The organism is Flavobacteriales bacterium (genome assembly GCA_016716605.1).
Lineage (GTDB): Bacteria > Bacteroidota > Bacteroidia > Flavobacteriales_F > PHOS-HE28 > PHOS-HE28.
The window spans coordinates 418,810-438,720 of sequence record JADJWA010000001.1 but is presented as its reverse complement, the minus strand read 5'-3'; the positions used below and the strand labels follow the sequence as shown (position 1 = coordinate 438,720).

The 19,911-nt window shown below is 62.4% G+C and carries 13 protein-coding genes and 1 riboswitch; of the genes, 8 read left to right on the top strand and 5 right to left on the bottom strand.

Translation table 11 applies throughout. The features are described from left to right. Positions 1–27 precede the first annotated feature (27 nt). The 5 genes from IPM12_01745 (at position 28) to IPM12_01725 (ending at position 8,887) form a co-directional block, all read left to right on the top strand. Complete coding sequence (locus IPM12_01745) at positions 28–1,338, top strand: cytochrome c oxidase subunit II (GenBank protein ID MBK9146523.1); 1,311 nt, start codon at positions 28–30, stop codon at positions 1,336–1,338. A gap of 20 nt (positions 1,339–1,358) precedes the next feature. Further along, entirely contained in the window at positions 1,359–3,158 is a 1,800-nt protein-coding gene (locus tag IPM12_01740) for a cbb3-type cytochrome c oxidase subunit I (protein MBK9146522.1), read from the top strand. An 88-nt stretch (positions 3,159–3,246) separates the two neighbouring features. Beyond that, positions 3,247–3,344, top strand: a riboswitch (TPP riboswitch). Between the two features lie 33 nt (positions 3,345–3,377). Continuing rightward, on the top strand, positions 3,378–5,753 hold the full coding sequence (locus tag IPM12_01735) for a TonB-dependent receptor (GenBank protein ID MBK9146521.1): 2,376 nt from the start codon (positions 3,378–3,380) through the stop codon (positions 5,751–5,753). A gap of 74 nt (positions 5,754–5,827) precedes the next feature. Then, complete coding sequence (locus IPM12_01730) at positions 5,828–7,888, top strand: T9SS type A sorting domain-containing protein (protein ID MBK9146520.1); 2,061 nt, start codon at positions 5,828–5,830, stop codon at positions 7,886–7,888. A 48-nt stretch (positions 7,889–7,936) separates the two neighbouring features. Continuing rightward, the gene (locus IPM12_01725) at positions 7,937–8,887 is read left to right on the top strand and encodes a T9SS type A sorting domain-containing protein (protein MBK9146519.1); all 951 of its coding nucleotides are present in this window, start codon (positions 7,937–7,939) and stop codon (positions 8,885–8,887) included. A gap of 14 nt (positions 8,888–8,901) precedes the next feature. Here IPM12_01725 and IPM12_01720 read toward each other — a convergent pair whose 3' ends face one another. Continuing rightward, positions 8,902–10,929: a tetratricopeptide repeat protein gene (locus IPM12_01720; GenBank protein ID MBK9146518.1), complete on the bottom strand. Its 2,028-nt coding sequence runs from the start codon at positions 10,927–10,929 to the stop codon at positions 8,902–8,904. A gap of 18 nt (positions 10,930–10,947) precedes the next feature. Continuing rightward, positions 10,948–11,688: a geranylgeranylglyceryl/heptaprenylglyceryl phosphate synthase gene (locus IPM12_01715; GenBank protein ID MBK9146517.1), complete on the bottom strand. Its 741-nt coding sequence runs from the start codon at positions 11,686–11,688 to the stop codon at positions 10,948–10,950. A gap of 95 nt (positions 11,689–11,783) precedes the next feature. Between IPM12_01715 and IPM12_01710 the strand changes: the two genes are divergently transcribed. Both IPM12_01710 and IPM12_01705 read left to right on the top strand, forming a co-directional pair. Continuing rightward, the gene (locus tag IPM12_01710; GenBank protein ID MBK9146516.1) at positions 11,784–13,100 is read left to right on the top strand and encodes an adenosylhomocysteinase; all 1,317 of its coding nucleotides are present in this window, start codon (positions 11,784–11,786) and stop codon (positions 13,098–13,100) included. Positions 13,101–13,335: 235 nt separating this feature from the next. Beyond that, entirely contained in the window at positions 13,336–14,970 is a 1,635-nt protein-coding gene (locus tag IPM12_01705; GenBank protein MBK9146515.1) for a CTP synthase, read from the top strand. 66 nt (positions 14,971–15,036) lie between these two features. Here the strand turns inward: IPM12_01705 and IPM12_01700 are convergent, their stop codons facing one another. The 3 genes from IPM12_01700 to IPM12_01690 all read right to left on the bottom strand — a co-directional run bounded on the left by IPM12_01700 (position 15,037) and on the right by IPM12_01690 (position 17,716). Continuing rightward, positions 15,037–15,459, bottom strand: coding sequence for a hypothetical protein (locus IPM12_01700; protein ID MBK9146514.1), 423 nt, complete (start codon positions 15,457–15,459; stop codon positions 15,037–15,039). 152 nt (positions 15,460–15,611) lie between these two features. After that, entirely contained in the window at positions 15,612–16,007 is a 396-nt protein-coding gene (locus IPM12_01695) for a DUF2809 domain-containing protein (protein MBK9146513.1), read from the bottom strand. After that, a complete protein-coding gene (locus IPM12_01690; GenBank protein MBK9146512.1) occupies positions 16,004–17,716 on the bottom strand; it encodes a formate dehydrogenase in 1,713 nt (570 codons plus the stop codon). Before IPM12_01690 ends, IPM12_01695 begins: the two co-directional genes overlap by 4 nt. A 98-nt stretch (positions 17,717–17,814) precedes the next feature. On the opposite strand from IPM12_01690, the gene IPM12_01685 reads away from it, so the two are divergent. Then, on the top strand, positions 17,815–19,872 hold the full coding sequence (locus IPM12_01685; GenBank protein MBK9146511.1) for a S9 family peptidase: 2,058 nt from the start codon (positions 17,815–17,817) through the stop codon (positions 19,870–19,872). The last annotated feature ends 39 nt before the right edge of the window (positions 19,873–19,911 follow it).

Here is a 19,911-nt window from a genome sequence, read left to right as displayed (position 1 = left end):
GCCTGCCGGGTTGAAGCATAGCGGACAATGACCAAGCTCCTGATCCTGATCGTCGTGGTCCTGGGCATCCTCGCGGTGGCCCAGCTGGCTCGCGTGTATGAGCTCACCTCCAAGCTGCGCGGCAAGCGCGAGGAGGATATCTCTGAGGCCGACAACCGCATGAACGCCACCCTGCTGTGGCTCTTCCCGATCGCCTACTTCGGTTTCTTCATCTGGCTGGTGGCCGCTTACGGGGACAAGATGCTGCCCGTGGCTGCCAGCACCCAGGGCGTGGATACGGATACGTTGCTCGATTTCAATTGGTGGATCCTGATCCCGGTCTTCTTCCTCACCAACATCCTGCTCTTCTACTTCGCCGGGAAGTACACCTACAGCAAGGACCGCCGCGCTTTCTGGCAGCCGCACAACAACAAGCTGGAGCTCCTCTGGACGGTGGTGCCCGCGCTGGTGCTCTTCGTGATCATCATCTACGGTCTCACCACCTGGCAGCAGATCACCTCGCCCGCATCTCCCGACGCCGTGCAGGTGGAGCTCTACGCCAAACAGTTCGACTGGACGGCCCGTTACCCCGGCAACGACGGCATGCTCGGCGCCACGGATTACCGTGTGATCAATGGCGATAACCCCTTGGGCATCGTCACGGAGAACACGGTGGAGAAGCGCCTCGCGGAGATCGCCCAGGAGAAGGCCGAGACACAGGCCGCGCTCGAGGCGATCCTTCCGGATGAGAAAGCGGCCGAACTCGAGCATCACCTCCAGTACCTCGACCGCATGGCCGCGCGCATCGTGAACCTGCGCATGGTGATGCAACAGGACATCAAGGCCAATGGCGCTGCCAGCCCTTACTTGCACGGCGCCGACGATGTGGTGACCAAGGATTTCTACCTGCCTGTGCGCAAGGAGGCCCAGATCCTCATCCGCAGCCGAGACATCATACACAGCGCCTACATCCCGCACCTGCGGATCCAGATGAATGCCGTGCCCGGCATGACCACCAGCATGAAAGTGGTGCCCACCATCACCACCGACAGCATGCGCACCGTGCCTGAAGTGATGAAGCAGGTGGCCGAGATCAACGGGCTCCGCCAGGCGCAGGGCAAGGAGGAATATAACTTCAACTTCGTGCTCCTGTGCAACAAGATCTGCGGAGCCAGCCACTACAACATGCAGATGCCGCTGATCGTCACCTCGGCTGAGGAGTTCGATGCGTGGGTGGCCGAAGCGAACAAGAAGCCCTTCGAAGCCGCTGCGGCGCCTGCTGAACAGGCCCCAGCTGATACAACCACGACCGCCGGGTCGGACAGCATGGCCGTGGCCGAGCTGCCCGCCGGACAATGAACCCGTAAGCACAAACGACCATGGGCGCAACCGCGCATGCCGCACACGCCGGGCACGATGCCGGCCACGCGCATCATCACCACGAGGAGAGCTTCATCTCCAAGTGGGTTTTCTCGCAGGATCACAAGATGATCGGGAAGCAGTTCCTGGTCACCGCCATCTTCATGGCCTGGGTGGCCGTGATCATGAGCCTGATCTTCCGCCTGCAGCTGGCATGGCCCGAAGAGGGCTTCGCCTTCACCAACTTCTTCCTGGGCGATAAGTGGGCGCCCGGTGGTGTGCTCGACAGCAACATGTACCTGGCGCTGGTCACGATCCACGGCACCATCATGGTGTTCTTCGTGCTCACCGGTGGCTTGAGCGGCACGTTCGCCAACCTGCTCATCCCCCTGCAAGTGGGCGCGCGCGACATGGCGAGCGGCTTCATCAACATGCTCAGCTATTGGTTCTTCCTCCTTAGCAGCGTGGTGATGCTCGCTTCGCTCTTCGTGGAGGGCGGCCCGGCCAGCGCCGGCTGGACGATCTACCCGCCGTTGAGCGCCCTGCCCAAGGCCATTCCGGGTTCCGGAACCGGCATGACGCTCTGGCTGGTGAGCATGACCCTCTTCATCGCCAGTTCACTGATGGGCGGCCTCAATTATGTGGTCACCATCCTGAACCTGCGCACCAAGGGCATGAAGATGACCCGCCTGCCGCTCACCATCTGGGCCATCTTCCTCACAGCTGTGCTGGGCATCCTCAGCTTCCCTGTCCTGCTCAGCGCCGCGCTGCTGCTCCTGCTCGATCGCAGCCTGGGAACCAGCTTCTACCTCAGTGACATCCACTTGGCCGGCGAAGCGCTGGAGCAGACCGGCGGAAGCCCGATCCTCTTCCAGCATCTGTTCTGGTTCCTTGGCCATCCGGAGGTGTACATCGTGCTGCTGCCCGCGCTGGGCATCACCTCGGAGATCATCAGCACGAATGCGCGCAAGCCCATCTTCGGCTACCGCGCCATGATCGGCTCCATCCTCGCGATCGGCTTCCTGAGCTTCATCGTATGGGGCCACCACATGTTCATCACCGGCATGAACCCCTTCCTCGGAAGCGTGTTCGTGGCCACCACCCTGCTGATCGCCATCCCCAGTGCGGTGAAGGTGTTCAACTACATCACCACGCTCTGGAAAGGGAATCTGGTGCTCACGCCGGCCATGCTCTTCAGCATCGGATTGGTAGCCACCTTCATCGCGGGCGGACTAACGGGCATCATCCTCGCCGATAGCGCCTTGGACATCGCCGTGCACGATACCTATTTCGTGGTAGCGCACTTCCACATCGTTATGGGCATGAGCGCCATCTTCGGCATGTTCGCCGGCATCTACCATTGGTTCCCGAAGATGTACGGCAGGATGATGAACACGAAGCTGGGCTACGCCCACTTCTGGATCACCTTCATCTGCGCCTTCGGCGTGTTCTTCCCCATGCACTTCATCGGCTTGGCCGGTGCGCCGCGCCGATACTACAGTTACACCGAGTTCCCCATGTTCGACAACGTGGTGGATCTGAACGTGCTTGTGACCGTGTTCGCCATCATCGGCGCCATGGCCCAGGTGCTCTTCACCTACAACTTCTTCAACAGCGCGTTCCGTGGGCCGAAAGCGGTTCAGAACCCATGGAAGAGCAATACACTGGAATGGACCACACCCGTGGAGCACATCCACGGCAACTGGCCAGGACCGATCCCAACGGTTCATCGCTGGCCCTATGATTACAGCAAGCCCGGCAAGGCGGAGGACTGGGTGAGCCAGATCACGCCGCTCGACCACGACGAAGAGGAGCATTGAGCTCCAGGTTCAGTATTCATGAGCCCCGGCTTTTGTCGGGGCTCATTTTTTCCGGACTCCTGGCCGCCGGAGCGCTTTAGTTTCGCCGCGTCTTGCAACGGGGTGCTCCGCCGCAGGTGGAAGCTGAGATCAGACCCGTCGAACCTGGGCAGGTAATGCTGCCAAGGGATTCGGCCCAACTCGTGGGCGCTTCCGTGCAAGCCCGCAACACGGAAGCGCATGAAACAGTTCCTTTCGATCGCCGCATCAGCGCTCATGGCGCATGCAGCAATGCCGCAAGCGCGCCTTCAAGGAATCGTCACGGATGATGGCGGAAGCCCATTGGATGGCGTGAGCGTCCTGGTGGGCGCCGATGGGCGCTTAGGTACGGCCACCGACCGGACCGGGCGCTTCGAGCTCAAGGGGGTCGGAGAAGGCGAGGTGCGCTTGCGTGCGCAGCATCTAGGTTATGTCCCGATCGACACGTTGCTCCTTGCACGCGCCGAGGCCGTGACCCTGCGGATGACTCGGGCGGCGGTGTTCCTGGGGGCTGCTGAGGTCACTGCCCTGCGTGCCGGCGATCGGGCCCCCTTCGCCAAGAGCGTGATGTCGCGCGAGCAGATCGATCGCATCAACACCGGGGTCGATCTTCCTTTCCTGCTGGAGCAGCAACCGGGCGTGGTGGCCACCAGCGATGGCGGCACCGGCATCGGCTACACCTACATGCGCATCCGCGGCACCGATGGAACCCGCACCAACATCACCCTTAATGGGGTGCCATTCAACGATGCCGAGAGCCAAGGCGCCTTCCTGGTGAACCTGCCGGACCTCGCGAGCAGCTTGGAGGACATCGAGGTGCAACGCGGCGTGGGGAGCAGCACCAATGGCCCTGCCGCATTCGGCGCCAGCGTCAGCATGCGCACCACGGCGGTGAAGCGTGAACCGTGGGCGCTGCTGGGCGCGAGCGGCGGCTCTTTCAGCGCGCAACGCTACAGCGTGAGCGCCGGGACCGGATTGATCGATGGGCGATTCAGCCTCGATGCACGGCTGTCCTCCATCAGCACCGAGGGTTATGTGGACCGCGCCAGCGCCGATCTCAAGAGCTACTTCGTGCAGGGCGCATGGGTGGGGGCGAAGCGCTCCCTGCGGTTCATCGCCTTCCAGGGGAAGGAGATCACCTATCAGGCTTGGGCCGGCGTGCCGCGGGAGGTGGTCGACACGAATCGCACCTTCAATCCATACACCTACGAGAACGAGGTGGACAACTACGAACAGGCGCATTACCAGCTGCTCCTCGACCATCGGCTCTCACCGAGCGTCACGCTGAATGCCACGCTCTTCCGCGTGGACGGGGCGGGTTATTTCGAGCAGTTCCGGGAAGGCGATGAGCTAGCCGCTTACGGCATAGCGCCCGCCGTGATCAATGGCGACTCCACGGCCACCAGCGACCTCATCCGCCGCCGCTGGCTCGAAAACACCCTGCTGGGCGCGAATGCGAATGCGGACATCGGCCTAGGCAAGCACCGGCTCGTGCTCGGAGCCAGCTACAGCCATTATTCGGGCCAGCATTTCGGGGAGTTGATCTGGGCGCGGTACGCCGGGAGTGCGGATATCGGTGATCGCTATTACGACAACGACGCGCGCAAGACGGATCTGAGCGCCTTCGTGAAGCTGACTTATGGGTTGCGGCACAACATCGACGCGTATGGCGATCTTCAGTTCAGGAGCGTTTCACACTGGTTGGAGATGCTGAATGCAGAGCTCGTTCCTGAGCAGCAACCCATCGCCTTCAGCTTCTTCAACCCCAAAGCCGGCGTTACCTGGAGCTTGAGCAGCGGCGATCGGGTGTACGCTTCCATCGCCGTGGCCAACCGTGAACCCAATCGGGAGGATCTGCAGGAGACCGCGCCAAGCAGCCGTCCGCGCAGTGAGCGCTTGGTGGACTATGAGCTGGGCTACGAGCGGCGTACCGGGCACCTGAGCGCAGGGGTCAATTGCTACCTCATGGATTATGCGGATCAGCTAGTGCTCACAGGTGAATTGAATGATGTGGGCGCCGCCTTGCGCACAAACTTGGCCAGGAGCTACCGGGCAGGCGTCGAATTGATGGGTGCATTGCGGGTCAGCAAGCGCCTCACCTGGCGTGCGAATGCCGCGTTCAGCCGGAATCGCGTGCGCGCTTTCACCGAGTTCGTTGATGATTGGGACAATGGCGGTCAGGTCGGGTACACCTATGCGGAAAGCGAGCTCCCGCTCTCACCCGGCGTCGTGGCTGGCAGCGAGCTGACCTATCGCGCATTGGAGGGCAAGCGCGCAACCGCGGACCTCACCTTGGTGACCAAATACGTCGGTCGCCAATTCCTCGACCTCAGCGCCAGCGTGGATCGCATGCTCGACCCCTTCCTGGTGAGCGACCTGCGATTGAATGCGACCTGGTTGGCCAAAGGCACCAAGGGCATCGAATTCAACCTGACGCTGCGCAATCTGTTCAGCGAGCTCTATGAAAGCAACGGCTGGGTGTATAGCTACGTAAGCGATGGGCGAAGGCAGGAGTTCGTTGGCTTGTATCCGCAGGCACCGCTGAATCTGCTGGGCGGGGTGAGCGTGCGTCTCTGACGGGGCCCCTAACGAAAGTTCTATTGCAGTTGCGGTGATCGGCAAGTAGCTATGTGGGGTTAAACCCTGATTCCATGCTCCGACCATTGTTCCCCCTGTTCGCCGGCTTCGCAGCGTTCGCTTGCGCTGGGCAAACCACCTACGATGCCAAGATCCTGGAGTACACCGGCCTGCGGTACGCCTGCGAAGGCAGCGGCACGCCGGTGCTGAAGATCCAGAATGCCGGATCGGCCGCCATGGGAACCTGCGTGGTGGAGACCTGGAAGAACGGCTTGATGGTGAACAGCTTCAACTGGATCCTGCCCGTTCCGGCGCTGCAGGGCGAGGTGCGCCAGCCTGCATTGCCTGCTGTGCCCGTTGACCCCGGCGACCAGTTGGAGTTCCACATCATCAGCGTGAACGATGAGCCCGATGAGGATGCGGCGGGCAACATCCTTGGGGTTGACCTGAGCGATACGCCAGCGCTATCCAATGGCGGCGAGATGGAAGTGCTCATTGAGCTCGGCGATGACCCCGGCGCCATCGTGTGGAGCGTAACGAATCACCTGAACCAAGTGGTGGCGTCGGGCGGGCCGTACGAGGAGGGCAATACGGTGGTGACGGACGAGATCGACCTGCCACCCGGTTGCTACACCTTCAAGGCCGAGGATCAGACCCGGAGCCTTGCACCCGATGCCGTGGTACGGGTGAAGCGAGGCGGCAATACGCTACTCGTGGCCGCAGACCTCGAAGAATCCTATTCCAAGGGCCTTCGCGCCGGTGCGCTCGAAGCATGCCCGTATCCGGTGGAACTGGAGCTGCGCACCGATGCGGCGGCCAACGAGACCTCGTATGAGATCCGATCCGCTGACGGCAACATCATCCATTGCACGGGAGGCGGTATTTCAGGCGGAGCGCAAACCTTGATCGACGGATGCTGCCTGCCCGAGGGCTGCTATCAGCTGAGGGTGATGGATGCAGGCGGCGATGGCATCGTAGGGGGCGGTTACATCCTGCGCGAGGGCAATGGCTCGATGCGGCGCATGATCGATAACAGGGACGGTTTCGGTGATGGCGGGATGAGCGCGATCGCCGGCGGCGAAGGCTTCTGCCTGCCGCTCGGGGACGACCGCCCCACCTTCACCGGTTGCGATAAGCTCGATTGGCGCACGGCCCCATGCGGCGCTGAGTACGTGGTGCTCAACGCCAATTCCGGCGTGACCGCGCAGTACGGCATCGACAACACTGGCAGTGGCTACCAGATCTGGTTCTTCGACCCCAACGGAGGATACAGCTTCAAGCGCTTCCAGAGCCACGCCACCAGCAACGGCATGCCTGGTAGCGCCACGCGCGCCTGCCATTTCCTGATCAATGGCTGGAGCGGCAGCCAGCTGCAGGAAGGCGTGCTCTACAATGTGAAGGCACGCGCGAGGATCGGCGGGGCTTACCAGGCTTGGGGGGCGGCCTGCCGGTTCCGCATCGACAATGCCGCTGCGCAATGCCCAGCCACACGATTGCTCGACCTGCCCGGCAGTCAGTACCTGAGCTGCGGGCAGGGCCGCTCAATCGGGAGCAATGTGCTGGTGCATGCCCGCCCCGTGAGGCGCCGGAACGCGAACTGCAATTGGGTGAATGCCAATCGATACCAGTTCCGGTTCCGGGTTGCAGGTGAATCAGGCGAGGTCGTGAAGACCAGCGCCTCGGGCAAGTATTGGGTGAATACCCTCGGCCTCGAATGCGGCGTGACCTATCAAGTGGATGTCCGGGCGAGCTTCGACAACGGGGCGTCATGGTGCCGCGATGGTGAGGCCTGGGGCGATGCCTGCCAACTCACCATCGATCCATGCACCGGTGCTGAACTGGTCCCTGCCGCTTCGGCGCTCACGGAATCGCGATTGATGCTCTACCCGAATCCGAATGATGGCGGCACCGTGCGCATCATGCTTTCGGCTGCTCACGGACATTCGCCCCACATTGATGTCGAGGTGTTGGACCTCGTCGGCCGGAGCGTGATCAATCGTCGATTCGGTCGCGGGGAAGGGATGACGCTGGATGCGATACTTGAACTGCCGACTGGCATGGCCTCGGGCATCTACCTCGTTACAGCAAGCATGGGCGACCAGGTCCTCAGCGAACGATTGGTCGTTCGCGACTGATCTTCACGCCCACGAATGTTCAGGACAGAACCAGCAATCTGCACGGGAATGAAGCCGCTCCTCTTCCTCATGGCTTGCGCCTTCGGAGCCAATTGCACCGCCCAATCCACCTACGATGCAAGGATCCTGGAGTACACCGGCCTGCGCTACGCCTGCGAAGGCAGCGGCACGCCGGTACTGAAGATCCAGAATGCCGGATCGGCCGCCATGGGAACCTGCGTGGTGGAGACCTGGAAGAACGGCCTGATGGTGAACAGCTTCAACTGGATCCTGGCCGTTCCGGCGCTGCAAGGCGAGGTGCGCCAGCCCGCATTGCCTGCTGTGCCCGTTGACCCCGGCGACCAGCTGGAGTTCCACATCATCAGCGTGAACGAGGAACCCGATGAGGATCCTGATGGCAATGTGCTCCTGGCCTCGATGGACATCGTGCCCGGAGCGGCGAGCACCTACCTCGTGAACGTGGTGGTGAACATGGGCACCCCGCCGGATTCGCTTTTCTGGTCCATCACAGATGCCAACGCGCAAGTGGTGGCGCAGGGCGGACCCTTTATCACGGATGGGGTCGAAGAGCTATGGGTGGAGCTGCAGCCGGATGCGTGCTACATGGTAGGCGTGTCCGAAGCGGGCGACACGCCTTCCGGCGATGGTCAGCTCGTGCTCTTCTCCGACGGGGACGTCGTCGCCGACCTTATCGGGGGCACCACTGCATCCCCGTCGCATGGCGGGCTGACCACGGGCCTATCGCTCGGAACCCCGGAGACCGGGATCGAGCAATTGATCGCATGGCCCAATCCAGCTGAAGGCTTCTTTCGCATCGCGGGGCCTGAAGGCTTGTTTCGGGTGATCATGCGCGATGCCGAGGGCCGCATCGTGAAAGAGATGACTGCGGCATCGGGCATCGCCATCGATGCAACTGACCTGTCGCCCGGCCTGTATGGGATCGAGGCGCACGACCGTTATGGAGCCGTGCTCCATTCAAGACTGATCGTGGCGCGGTGAGCGTATGCGCGGATTCAGCTTCGTGCCGGCTCCGCGAAGTACATCTCCATCTCCCCTTTGCCCTTGGCCTTCACTTTCCCGCGTGGGGTGAATACGAATGAAGGTGAGTGGGGAATGGGAGTTGGTGAATGGGAGGATCTCCCATCCGCTGCTGACAGTTCGCCATCCACCATCATCACATCCTTCACCAAGGCATAGGTCGCTTCGCTGATGTTCACCTTGCCCACTTCTCCGCTGCTCTCCATGCGTGAAGCGGTGTTCACGGTATCGCCCCAGATGTCGTAGGCGAATTTCTTCTCGCCCACCACGCCGGCCACAACGGGTCCGCTGTGGATCCCGATGCGGATCTCGAAGTACGGAAGGCCGGCTTCGATCTTCCGCTGCTTGCCCACGGCGATGAAATCGCGCATCTCCAGGGCGGCCCGTATCGCATCCATGGCATGAGTCGCGTTCGGCGTCGGCAGGCCGCCAGCCGCCATGTATGCATCGCCGATGGTCTTGATCTTCTCGATGCCGTGCCTGGCGCAAATGCGGTCGAAGGCGCTGAAGCACTCATGCAGGTCCTTCACGAGCTGCTTAGGCGTGACCTTCTCACTGAGCGCGGTGAAGCCCTTGAAATCTGTGAAGAGCACGGTGACCTGATCGAAGAGCCTTGCTTCCGCCTCGCCCTTGTCCTTCAATTCCTCCGCGACGGCAGCGGGCAGGATGTTGAGCAGCAGGTTCTCGCTGCGCTCCTTCTCGAACTGGATGGCCGCTCGCGAGCGACGTGTGTAGCGAAGTCGGTTCCACAGTCCAGCGGATAGGGCGAGCACGCCCAAGCCGGCGTAGAGGAAGAAGTTGCGGCGCTCCTTCTCGCTCGCGATCCGATCTTGCGCATGCAGCTCCTGCTCATGCAGCCTTCGCACATTGTCCAGGCTGTCGGCGAGCATGCGCTCCTGAAAGGCCCGCGTGACCTCGAGCCGCGTGACCTCCTTGCTGTTATTGAGCCGCAGCAAGGAATCATTCACGCTCATGTACGCGGATTGCGCGGCGTATGCATTCCGGAAGTCACCGGCCAGTTCAAGCGCTCTGTGCAGGCATTGCAGGCATTCCACGCGTTGCTGCAGCAGGTTGGCGGACACGGCGATGCCCTCTCCAGCGCGGCAGGCGGCGATGGCCTCGCGCGCCCGCTTCAGGTCGATGAGCAGGTTGCCGCGGTTCACATGGGTGCGCACCAGCTGGCGCGCACTGCCCAGCGAGGTGAGTATCCGCTCAGCGGAATCGAGGCTCGCGAACGCCTCGGCGCCGCGACCCAGCTGCCCATAGGCACGCCCCAGGTTGTTGAAGGCCATGCCCTGCTCGAGCCTGCGCCCGATCCTTCGGTACAGCTCCAGCCCGCGCTCGAAGAGCAGCGCTGCCGTATCGGGCCTGCCCAGGTTCAGGTAGGCGCTTCCCAGGTTCAAGGCGGCTTGGGCACGGCCGCGATCGCTATCGAGCTCCTCCGCCAGCGCAGCGCTTCCCTCGTAATGGCCGAGGGCTTCGCGGTGGTTGTTCAACTCGGTCTGGATGGTGCCCATGTTGTTGTAGGTGCCGGCCAAACCATCCTTGTTCTGGAGTTCCGTGTCGATGCGCAGGCTCTTCTGCAGCTGGGTGAGCGCCATGGGCAGGTCGCCGAGGCTGCGGTACACATTGCTCAGGTTGCTGTAGGTGTTGGCTTCGCGCTTGGGGTCCTTCATCGCCTTCGATAAGGCGAGGCAAGCATGCAGGTGGTTGAGCGCTGACTCGTAATCGCTCTTCATGCTGCTGCCCACGGCGAGGGTGGTGCTGGCTTCGAATTGCGCGGACTGCGATTCAACCCGGCGCGCGAAATCGAGCTGCTTTCGCGCCAGGGCCATGCCGCTGTCGGGCTGCTCGAACACCGCTCTCCAGGCGAGGATCTGCACGGCCTTCAACCGTGCTGAATCGGGCTGGGCGTCATCATTCCATACGCGCAGCAACGAATCCGTTTGGCCGTGCGCAGCGATGGCGACCAGCCAAAGGAGGACGAGCGCGACGCTCCGCATGCCGGTGAATGTAGCGGCTCACCCGTGCACGGCCTCGCTCAGCGCGAAGACGATATCCGGATCCTGTTCGATGGCGGTGCCCACCACGAGCACGTCGGCGCCCGCTTCGCACAAGGCGCGCGCTTGTCCCGCTTCGCGGATGCCGCCGCCCACGATGATGGGCGAATCGACCGCCGCGCGCACGGAAGCGATCATGGCCGGCGAAACGCTCTTCGGCGCACCGCTGCCGGTATCGAGGTAGATGGCGCGCAATCCGAGCAGTTCACCGGCCAGCGCGGTGGCTGCAGCGATGCCCGGCTTGTCGTGCGGGATGGGGGAGGACTGGCTCACGTAATGCGCCGTGGTGGTGCGGCCGCCATCCACGAGCAGATAGCCCGTGGGGATCGCCTCGATGCCGAGCGCCTTCACCGTGGGCGCAGCGGTGATGTGATGCCCGATGAGCAATTCCGGGTTGCGTCCGCTGATCAACGAGAGGAAGAGCACCGCATCCGCGTGCGCGCTCAGTTGCGCAGGGCTGCCGGGGAAGAGCACCACGGGCTTCGTGCTCCAGCGCCTCACCAGTTCCACGCAGCGGTCGAATGAGGCGGTTGTGAGCAGGCTCCCGCCCACGAAGAGCAGGTCGGCCTTGGCCATGCATGCGTTCTGGACCATCCGCTCCAGCGCGGCTTCATCCGTGCCGAAATCGGGGTCGATGAGCACGGCCAGGAGCTTCTGCCCCGCGCGCCTGGCCTGTTCGATCCGGTTCAGGACCTTGCTCATCGTTGCGAACATACCGCTTCAGCCGCTGTTACTCGGTAAGAGGCTACTTTCGCGGGCCGCTAGCGTCATAGCGGCACACACCCATCAACGGAACAATGAGCACCAAGACCATCGAGCAAGTGAAGTACAAAGTGAAGGACATGAGCCTCGCCGACTGGGGCCGCAAGGAGATCGAACTGGCTGAGGCCGAGATGCCCGGCCTCATGGCCCTCCGTGACAAATACGGCAAGGACAAGCCGCTGAAGGGCGCCCGCATCGCCGGTTGCCTGCACATGACCATCCAGACGGCGGTGCTCATCGAGACCTTGAAGGAGCTCGGCGCCGAGGTGAGCTGGAGCAGCTGCAACATCTTCAGCACGCAGGACCATGCCGCTGCGGCCATCGCCAAGGCGGGCATCCCCGTGTACGCGTGGAAGGGCATGAACAACGAAGAGTTCGATTGGTGCATCGAGCAGACGCTGTTCGCCTTCGAGGGAGGCCAGCCCTTGAACATGATCCTCGACGACGGCGGCGACCTCACCAACATGGTCTTCGACAAGTACCCTGAGCTGGTGAACGGCATCCGGGGGTTGAGCGAGGAGACCACCACCGGCGTGCTGCGCCTGAAGGATCGCGAGAAGAACGGCACCCTCGTGATGCCGGCCATCAACGTGAACGATAGCGTCACCAAGAGCAAGTTCGATAACAAGTATGGTTGCAAGGAGAGCGCAGTGGATGCCATCCGCCGCGCCACCGATATCATGATGGCCGGCAAGGTGGCCATCGTGTGCGGCTACGGCGATGTGGGCAAGGGCACGGCGGCATCGCTCCGCGGCGCTGGCGCACGCGTCATCGTCACCGAGATCGATCCGATCTGCGCGCTGCAAGCGGCCATGGATGGTTTCGAGGTGAAGAAGCTTGTGCCCAACGTGCATCGGGCGGACATCATCATCACCACTACGGGCAACTTCAACATCGTCACCGAGGCCGCCTTCCGGAAAATGAAGGACAAGGCGATCGTGTGCAACATCGGCCACTTCGACAACGAGATCGACATGGCCTGGCTGAACAAGGCCTATGGCAGCACCAAGGTGGAGATCAAGCCGCAGGTGGACAAGTACACCATCGACGGCAAGGATGTGATCATCCTGGCCGAAGGCCGCCTGGTGAACCTGGGCTGCGCCACAGGCCACCCCAGCTTCGTGATGAGCAACAGCTTCACCAACCAGACGCTGGCGCAGATCGAGCTGTGGAAGAATCACGACAAGTACGAGAACAAGGTGTACGTGCTGCCCAAGCACCTCGATGAGATGGTGGCCAGCCTGCACCTTGCCAAGATCGGCGTGGAGCTGGAAGAGCTCACCGACGAGCAGGCCAAGTACATCGGCGTGCCCAAGAACGGTCCGTTCAAGAGCGACGCCTACCGGTACTAGTTGCCGGTTGAGGGTTGAAGGTTTAGCAGGGGTTGAGGGTTGAATGACCTTCAGCCCCTCGCTCTGTTCGGGCGTCTCGCGGATGCATATGGGGGGGTGGGCTGCATTTAGAGGCGACGAGAATGATGAGGCGGCGCATTCAACCTGCAACCCTCAACCTTAACCAACCTTCAACCTGCGCACCTACATTTACACCCCGTGATCGCGGTCCGCCCAAGGGCCCTTTCCATCGGCGATGACGGGCTCCACCAAATACATCTTCGTTACCGGAGGGGTCACCTCCAGCCTCGGCAAAGGCATCATCTCGGCCTCCTTGGCCAAATTGCTGCAGGCGCGCGGCTTCACGGTCACCATCCAGAAGCTCGACCCCTACATCAATGTGGATCCGGGCACGCTCAATCCGTACGAGCACGGCGAGTGCTTCGTGACCGAGGATGGCGCTGAGACCGACCTCGATCTGGGCCATTATGAGCGCTTCCTCGATGTCCCCACCAGCCAGGCGAACAACGTCACCACCGGCCGCATCTACCAGAACGTCATCAGCAAGGAACGGCGCGGCGAATACCTCGGAAAGACCGTGCAGGTGATCCCGCACATCACCGACGAGATCAAGGCGCACATACAGGCCTTAGGCCGCAAAGGCATCTACGACTTCGTGATCACCGAGGTGGGCGGCACCGTGGGCGACATCGAGAGCCTGCCGTACATCGAATCTATACGCCAGCTCAAATGGGCCAAGGGCAAGGACTGCCTCACCATTCACCTGACCCTCTTGCCGTTCTTGGGCACCACCGGCGAACTGAAGACCAAGCCCACGCAGCACAGCGTGAAGGAGCTGCTCAGCCTAGGCGTGCAGCCCGACGTCCTCGTGTGCCGCACGGAGCATCCTATGCAGAAGGGCATGAAGGAGAAGATCGCCCTCTTCTGCAACGTGGACGCTGAGGCAGTGATCGAGAGCCGAGATGCCGAGACGATCTACGACGTGCCGCTGATGATGCAGCAGGAGCGGCTCGATGAAGTGGTGCTGAGGAAACTCGGCGTGACCACCTTTCCGGATGCCGACCTGGAGGCCTGGAAGGACTTCCTGCGCCGCTACAAGGAGCCAAAGGGCGAAGTGCATATCGGCCTCGTGGGCAAGTACGTGGAGCTGAAGGATGCCTATAAGAGCATCAAGGAAGCCTTGGAGCACGCTGGTGCGGCCAATGAGCTCAAGGTCCATATCAAGTGGGTGCACAGCGAGAAGCTCACCCCGAAGAACGTCGCCAAGCACCTCGGCGGGTTGGCCGGGGTACTCGTGGCGCCGGGCTTCGGGCATCGTGGCATCGAGGGGAAGATCGAGGCGATCAAATACGCACGGGAGAACAAGGTGCCCTTCCTCGGCATCTGCTTGGGCATGCAGTGCGCGGTGATCGAGTTCGGCCGAAACGTGCTCGGCTACACCGATGCCAACAGCACGGAGATGAACGCCGACACCACGCATCCGGTGATCGCGATGATGGAGGAGCAGAAGCAGATAGCGGACAAGGGCGGCACCATGCGTCTGGGCGCCTACCCGTGCAAACTGGAGGATGATAGCCTGGCGAAGCAGGTCTACCGAAAGCGCGACATCAGCGAACGGCATCGCCACCGCTACGAATTCAACAATGCTTACCTGAAGGCCTACGAGAAAGCCGGCATGGCGGCATCAGGCATCAACCCGCAGGGCAAGCTCGTGGAGATCGTGGAGATCAAGGGCCACCCCTGGTTCATCGGCGTGCAGTTCCATCCGGAGTACCGCAGCACCGTGGCCAAGCCGCACCCTTTGTTCATCGCCTTCGTGAAGGCGGCGATGGGCATGGGCGTGAAGGAAGTGGCAAAGGCAGAGGCGTAGGCGGGTGCGCTAAAGCACGGCCCGCGAGGATCGCATCATGCGGGTATCCGCCGTAGGCGGCTTCGCTCAGCCCTTGCCTCCGCTGCCGAGCACCAGCCCAGCCACGGCGGCGGTGAGCGCAGCGAGCACTCCGCCTGCCAACGCATCGACCACAATGTACATGCGCTCGTAGAAGAGGTTGCTCATGGCGTGCATCATCAGGTCGAAGTTGGCTGTGAGCAGGAAGCCGATGATGAAGCCCGGCAGCAACGCGGCTTTCGCAGAGCCTACGCCCATGCGCCAAATGACGAAAGCGATCATGCAGCCATAGGCCACATTGGCCGCGATGAGCGAGAGCCAGCTCCAGTTCTCCTGAGCCTTCATGAAGCCCTCGAACTTGTTCATGGCAGCCTCCGAATAGCTGCTCAGGGCAACGCCATAGATGCCCCATCCGAGCAGGAAAGCGGCCGCCGATGCGGCCAGCGCGGCGAGTACGACTTTCGTGTTCATGGTGGTTGGTTTGGTGAATCGAAGCTAAGCGGATGCCTTGAGCGGGCTCGCTGCGCCTGGATGGGTTTTCCACCGCCTATTGTTCCGGGAGGTGCTTTTCTCAAAGTCAGCCCGAGCGCAGCATGCGCTCGCGGCGGAACACATGGGCCCTGTCAAGGGGCCGTGCTGTGCGTGAGCGATATGCGGTCGTCGATCCACAAGGCCAGCCCGGAACCAAGGAGGTACATCAACAGGTCGGCCCACTGGAAGGTGTCGCCCATCAAGAGCCTCGCCCAAGTGGCATCGGAGAGGCCGAGGAGATGAATGAGGCTGGCTGCTTGGGTGCCTTCGATCGCAAAGGCGAACAGCAGCACGCTGAGAGCCGCAAGCTTCGCCGGCCAATCGAATAGCGCGCGCAAGGTGAAGTGCATCAGCATCACCACGAGCAAGTCGCCGAGGTGGAAGCGGATGAAGGGCTGTTCAACCTGGAAGGCGATCATGAGCTCGACCGCCAACAGGGCCGCAGCGATGGCCGCATGCCGGTTGCTGAAACGGAGAGCCGGACTCACGCGAAGTAGCCGTCGAGCTCCGCGCGGAAGTACTGCAGCGCGTTCTTCACACCCAGCGGCAGACCTCCGCCCAGCGCGCACAGGGAGCCGATCTCCATGGTCTCCACCAGGTCGTTGAAGAGCGCGCGGTCGATCTTTCGGCCCGCCTTCGCGCCTGCGAGCAGCTCCTTGCCGCGCGTGCTGCCGATGCGGCACGGGAAGCATTTGCCGCAACTCTCCAGCGCGGTGAACTCGAAGAGGTGCTCCAGGTAGTCCACCATCGGATAATCCTGCGGGATGCTCAGGATGCTGGCATGGCCCAAGAGGAAACCCTCTTTCTGGAAGCTCTCGAAGTCGATGCCGAGCGCGTTGATCTTCTGCAGCGGCACGATGCCGCCGAGCGGGCCGCCGATGTGCAGGGCCTTCGTGGGCCGCGCGAAGCCGCCACCGAGCTCGTCGATCACCTTCGCAAGAGGGGTTCCGCATTCCACCTCGTAGATGCCAGGGCGCTTGAAGCCGCTGTCGAGGCAAACCAGCTTGCTGCCGTTGCTCTTCTCGCTGCCCAGCTTGGCGAAGGCTGCGCCGCCATTCGCGATCACCCAGGGAACACAGGCCAGGGTCTCCACATTGTTCACCACGGTGGGACGGTTGAAGAGCCCTTGCTGCGCTGGATACGGTGGACGCGTGCGCACCTCACCGCGCTTGCCCTCAATGCTGTTGAGCAGCGCCGTCTCTTCGCCGCACACGTAGGCGCCTGCGGCCTTGATCACCTTGAAGCGCCAGTTGAAGCCGCTGCCCTTGATGTCATTGCCGATCCAGCCGTTCGCCTCCAGGTCGCGCACGGCCTGCTTCACGATCTCCACCGCTTCGGGGTACTCGGCGCGGATGTAGAGCACGCCCGTGTCGGCGCCCACGCAATAGCCGGCGATCATCATGCCCAGCAGCACGCGGTGCGGGCGCTGCTCGAGCAGATAACGATCACTGTACGCGGCGGGATCGCCCTCGTCGGCGTTGCACACGATGTACTTGCGCGGCGTGCCGTTGCCGGTTAGGTCCTGCGCGTTGCGGCAGGCCTCCAATTTGAAGCCCATGGGGAAGCCGGCCCCGCCGCGCCCGCGGATCGTGGCCGTCTTGATCTCGTTCAATACATCTACCGAGTCGCTCTTCAGCACGTGTTCCCACACAGCGTAGAACTCAGGCAGCGGTGGCATCGGCGCCGTGAGGATCGGCGCGGCCATGCTTGTGCCCACGTGGTAGTCGTCCATGTTGGGAAAGGAGGATGCGCCGCCAACCTTCAACCTCTCAATCCCCAACCCAGCATCAACCACTTCCGCCAGCCGATCGATCGCATCCCCGCTGTAATTGAGCCCACCCACATTGAACGCGCTGTTCTCATGGCAGCGTCCCAGGCAGCACATGTGGCCGATCTCTTCCGGCTTGAAGCGCTTCGCCAACTCATCGTGCACCTTCCCCTGCGTGCCCGCCACCAAGCAGGCGCTGCCGTTGCACACGTAGGCCTTCTTGCCCTGGTTCTCCTTCTTCAGGAAATCGTAGAACGAGCTGGTGCCATAGGTGATGGCCTCGCCGATGAGGAAGTCGTCGGCGATCTGCGTAAGGGCGCGGTCCTCGGGCGTGCCGGTATTGGAAGCCGCTTGCTGAAGGCGCTCCCAGAGGGGATCCTCGAGCTCCTTGCCATCACGGCCGGAGAGTGACGAGATGTTCTTCGACATGCGGTGCTCGCCGAAGCCAAGTGCGGAGGCGATGCGCCGAAGGTAGGCGGCGGCTTCAACCCTGTTGCCGACCTTCGCCCTTCGATCAGACCAACAGCATGAAACGCATCGCCCTCATCGCACTGGCCGTGGCACCCATTGTTGCCCTTGCCCAGCAGGCCTTCACCTACAATGATCTCCTGATGATCGACCGCCTCAGCGGCCTCGCTGTAGATCCCGCAGGCACCAAGGCCCTCTTCAATGTGCGCGCTACGGACATGGAGAAGAACAAAGGCGTGAGCACGCTATGGATGAAGGACCTCGTTGATCCCGCTAAGCCCGAAGTGAAATTGCCCGTGAGTGAGGGCGGCGCCCATGGCGTGCAGTGGCTCGCCGATGGCTCTGGCTTCTTCTTCCTCAGCGCGCGCAGCGGCAGCAATCAGGTCTGGCGGGCCGATGCCACTGGCACCCATGCCGTGCAAGTGACCACGCTCCCGCTTGACGTGGAGGACTATCGCGTTTCGCCCACGGGCAAGGACGTGGTCGTGGCCTTGGCGGTTTTCCCGGAATGCAAGGGATTCGAGATCACCTGCTCACAGAAGATCCGGGAGACGCGTGAAGCAGCGAAAGCCAGCGGCATGGTGCATGACAAGCTCTTCCTGCGGCATTGGGACACGTGGAAGGATGGCACGCGCAACCACCTCTTCTATGTCGACCTGAACAAGCCGGAATCGGTGCCGGTCGCCCTCACCGATGGCCTCGACGGCGATGTGCCCTCCAAGCCCTTCGGCGGAAACGAGGATTTCTGCTTCAGCGCCGATGGCCGCACGGTCTACTTCAGCATGCGCATCGCAGGCAAGCGTGAGCCGTGGAGCACCAACTTCGACATCTTCAGTGTGCCTGTGACCGGTGGTGAGGCGCGCTGCATCACCACGGAGAATCCGGCTTGGGATGCGGCACCGGTGGCCTCACCCGATGGGAAGACCCTTGCCTACAAGGCCATGAAGCGCCCCGGCTACGAGGCCGACCGCTTCGAGATCCGCCTGCAGGATATCAATACGGGCAAGATCAGGACACTTGCCCCCGATTGGGACCGCAGCGTGGCCGATATGAAGTGGAGCCGCGATGGCGGCAGCCTGCTCGTGACCGCCGATGACCTGGGCAAGCACCGCCTCTTCCGCATCGACATCAAGAGCGGCCAGGTGCTGCCCTTGAGCCGCGATGGCCACCTCGATGCCTTCGCTGAAACGCCCAAGGGCATCGTCTTCCTCAAGAGCGGCCTCAGTGGTCCAGCGCAGCTCTACGCCGCCAAGCCCAAGACGCCCTACATCGATGCCGATGCCATGCCGCTCACCAGCTTCAACGCGGGCCTGAAGGAGAAATCCTTCGGCGCTTACGAGCAATTCAGCTTCGCTGGATGGAACAATGAGACGGTGCACGGGTATGTTCTGAAGCCGGCCAACTACGAGGAAGGCCGGAAATACCCGGTGGCCTTCCTGGTCCACGGCGGGCCGCAGGGCAGCTTCGGCGACGCCTGGAGCTACCGCTGGAACCCGCAGACCTACGCCGGCGCCGGCTACGCGGTGGTGATGATCGATTTCCACGGCAGCACCGGCTATGGCCAGGCCTTCACCGATGCGATCAATCAGCATTGGGGCGATCGTGCCTTGGAGGACCTGCAGAAAGGCTGGGCCTTCGCGCTTAGCAAGTACGCCTTCCTCGACGGCGCGCGCGCAGCGGCCTTGGGCGCATCGTATGGCGGCTTCATGATGAATTGGATCGCCGGGAATTGGCCCGATGCATTCAAGTGCCTGGTCTCGCATTGCGGCATCTTCGACACGCGTTCCATGGGCTACAGCACCGAGGAGCTCTGGTTCACCGATTGGGAGAATGGAGGCAGCGTGTTCTCGAAGCCGGAGAACTACGAGTCCTTCAACCCCATGCTGCACGTGGCGCAATGGCGCGCGCCCATGCTGGTGATCCACGGCGATAAGGACTTCCGCGTGCCGCTCACCCAGGGCATCGGCACCTTCACTGCGTGCCAGAGCAAGGGCATCGAGTCGAAGTACCTGCGCTTCCCGGATGAGAACCATTGGGTGCTCAAGCCGCAGAACTCCAAGCAGTGGCATGAGACCGTTTTCGGGTGGCTGGGGCAGCACGTCGGGCCGGGGCAATGAGTCGGTTCCTTCGCTGAACCTGCCTCTACATTCGCCCGG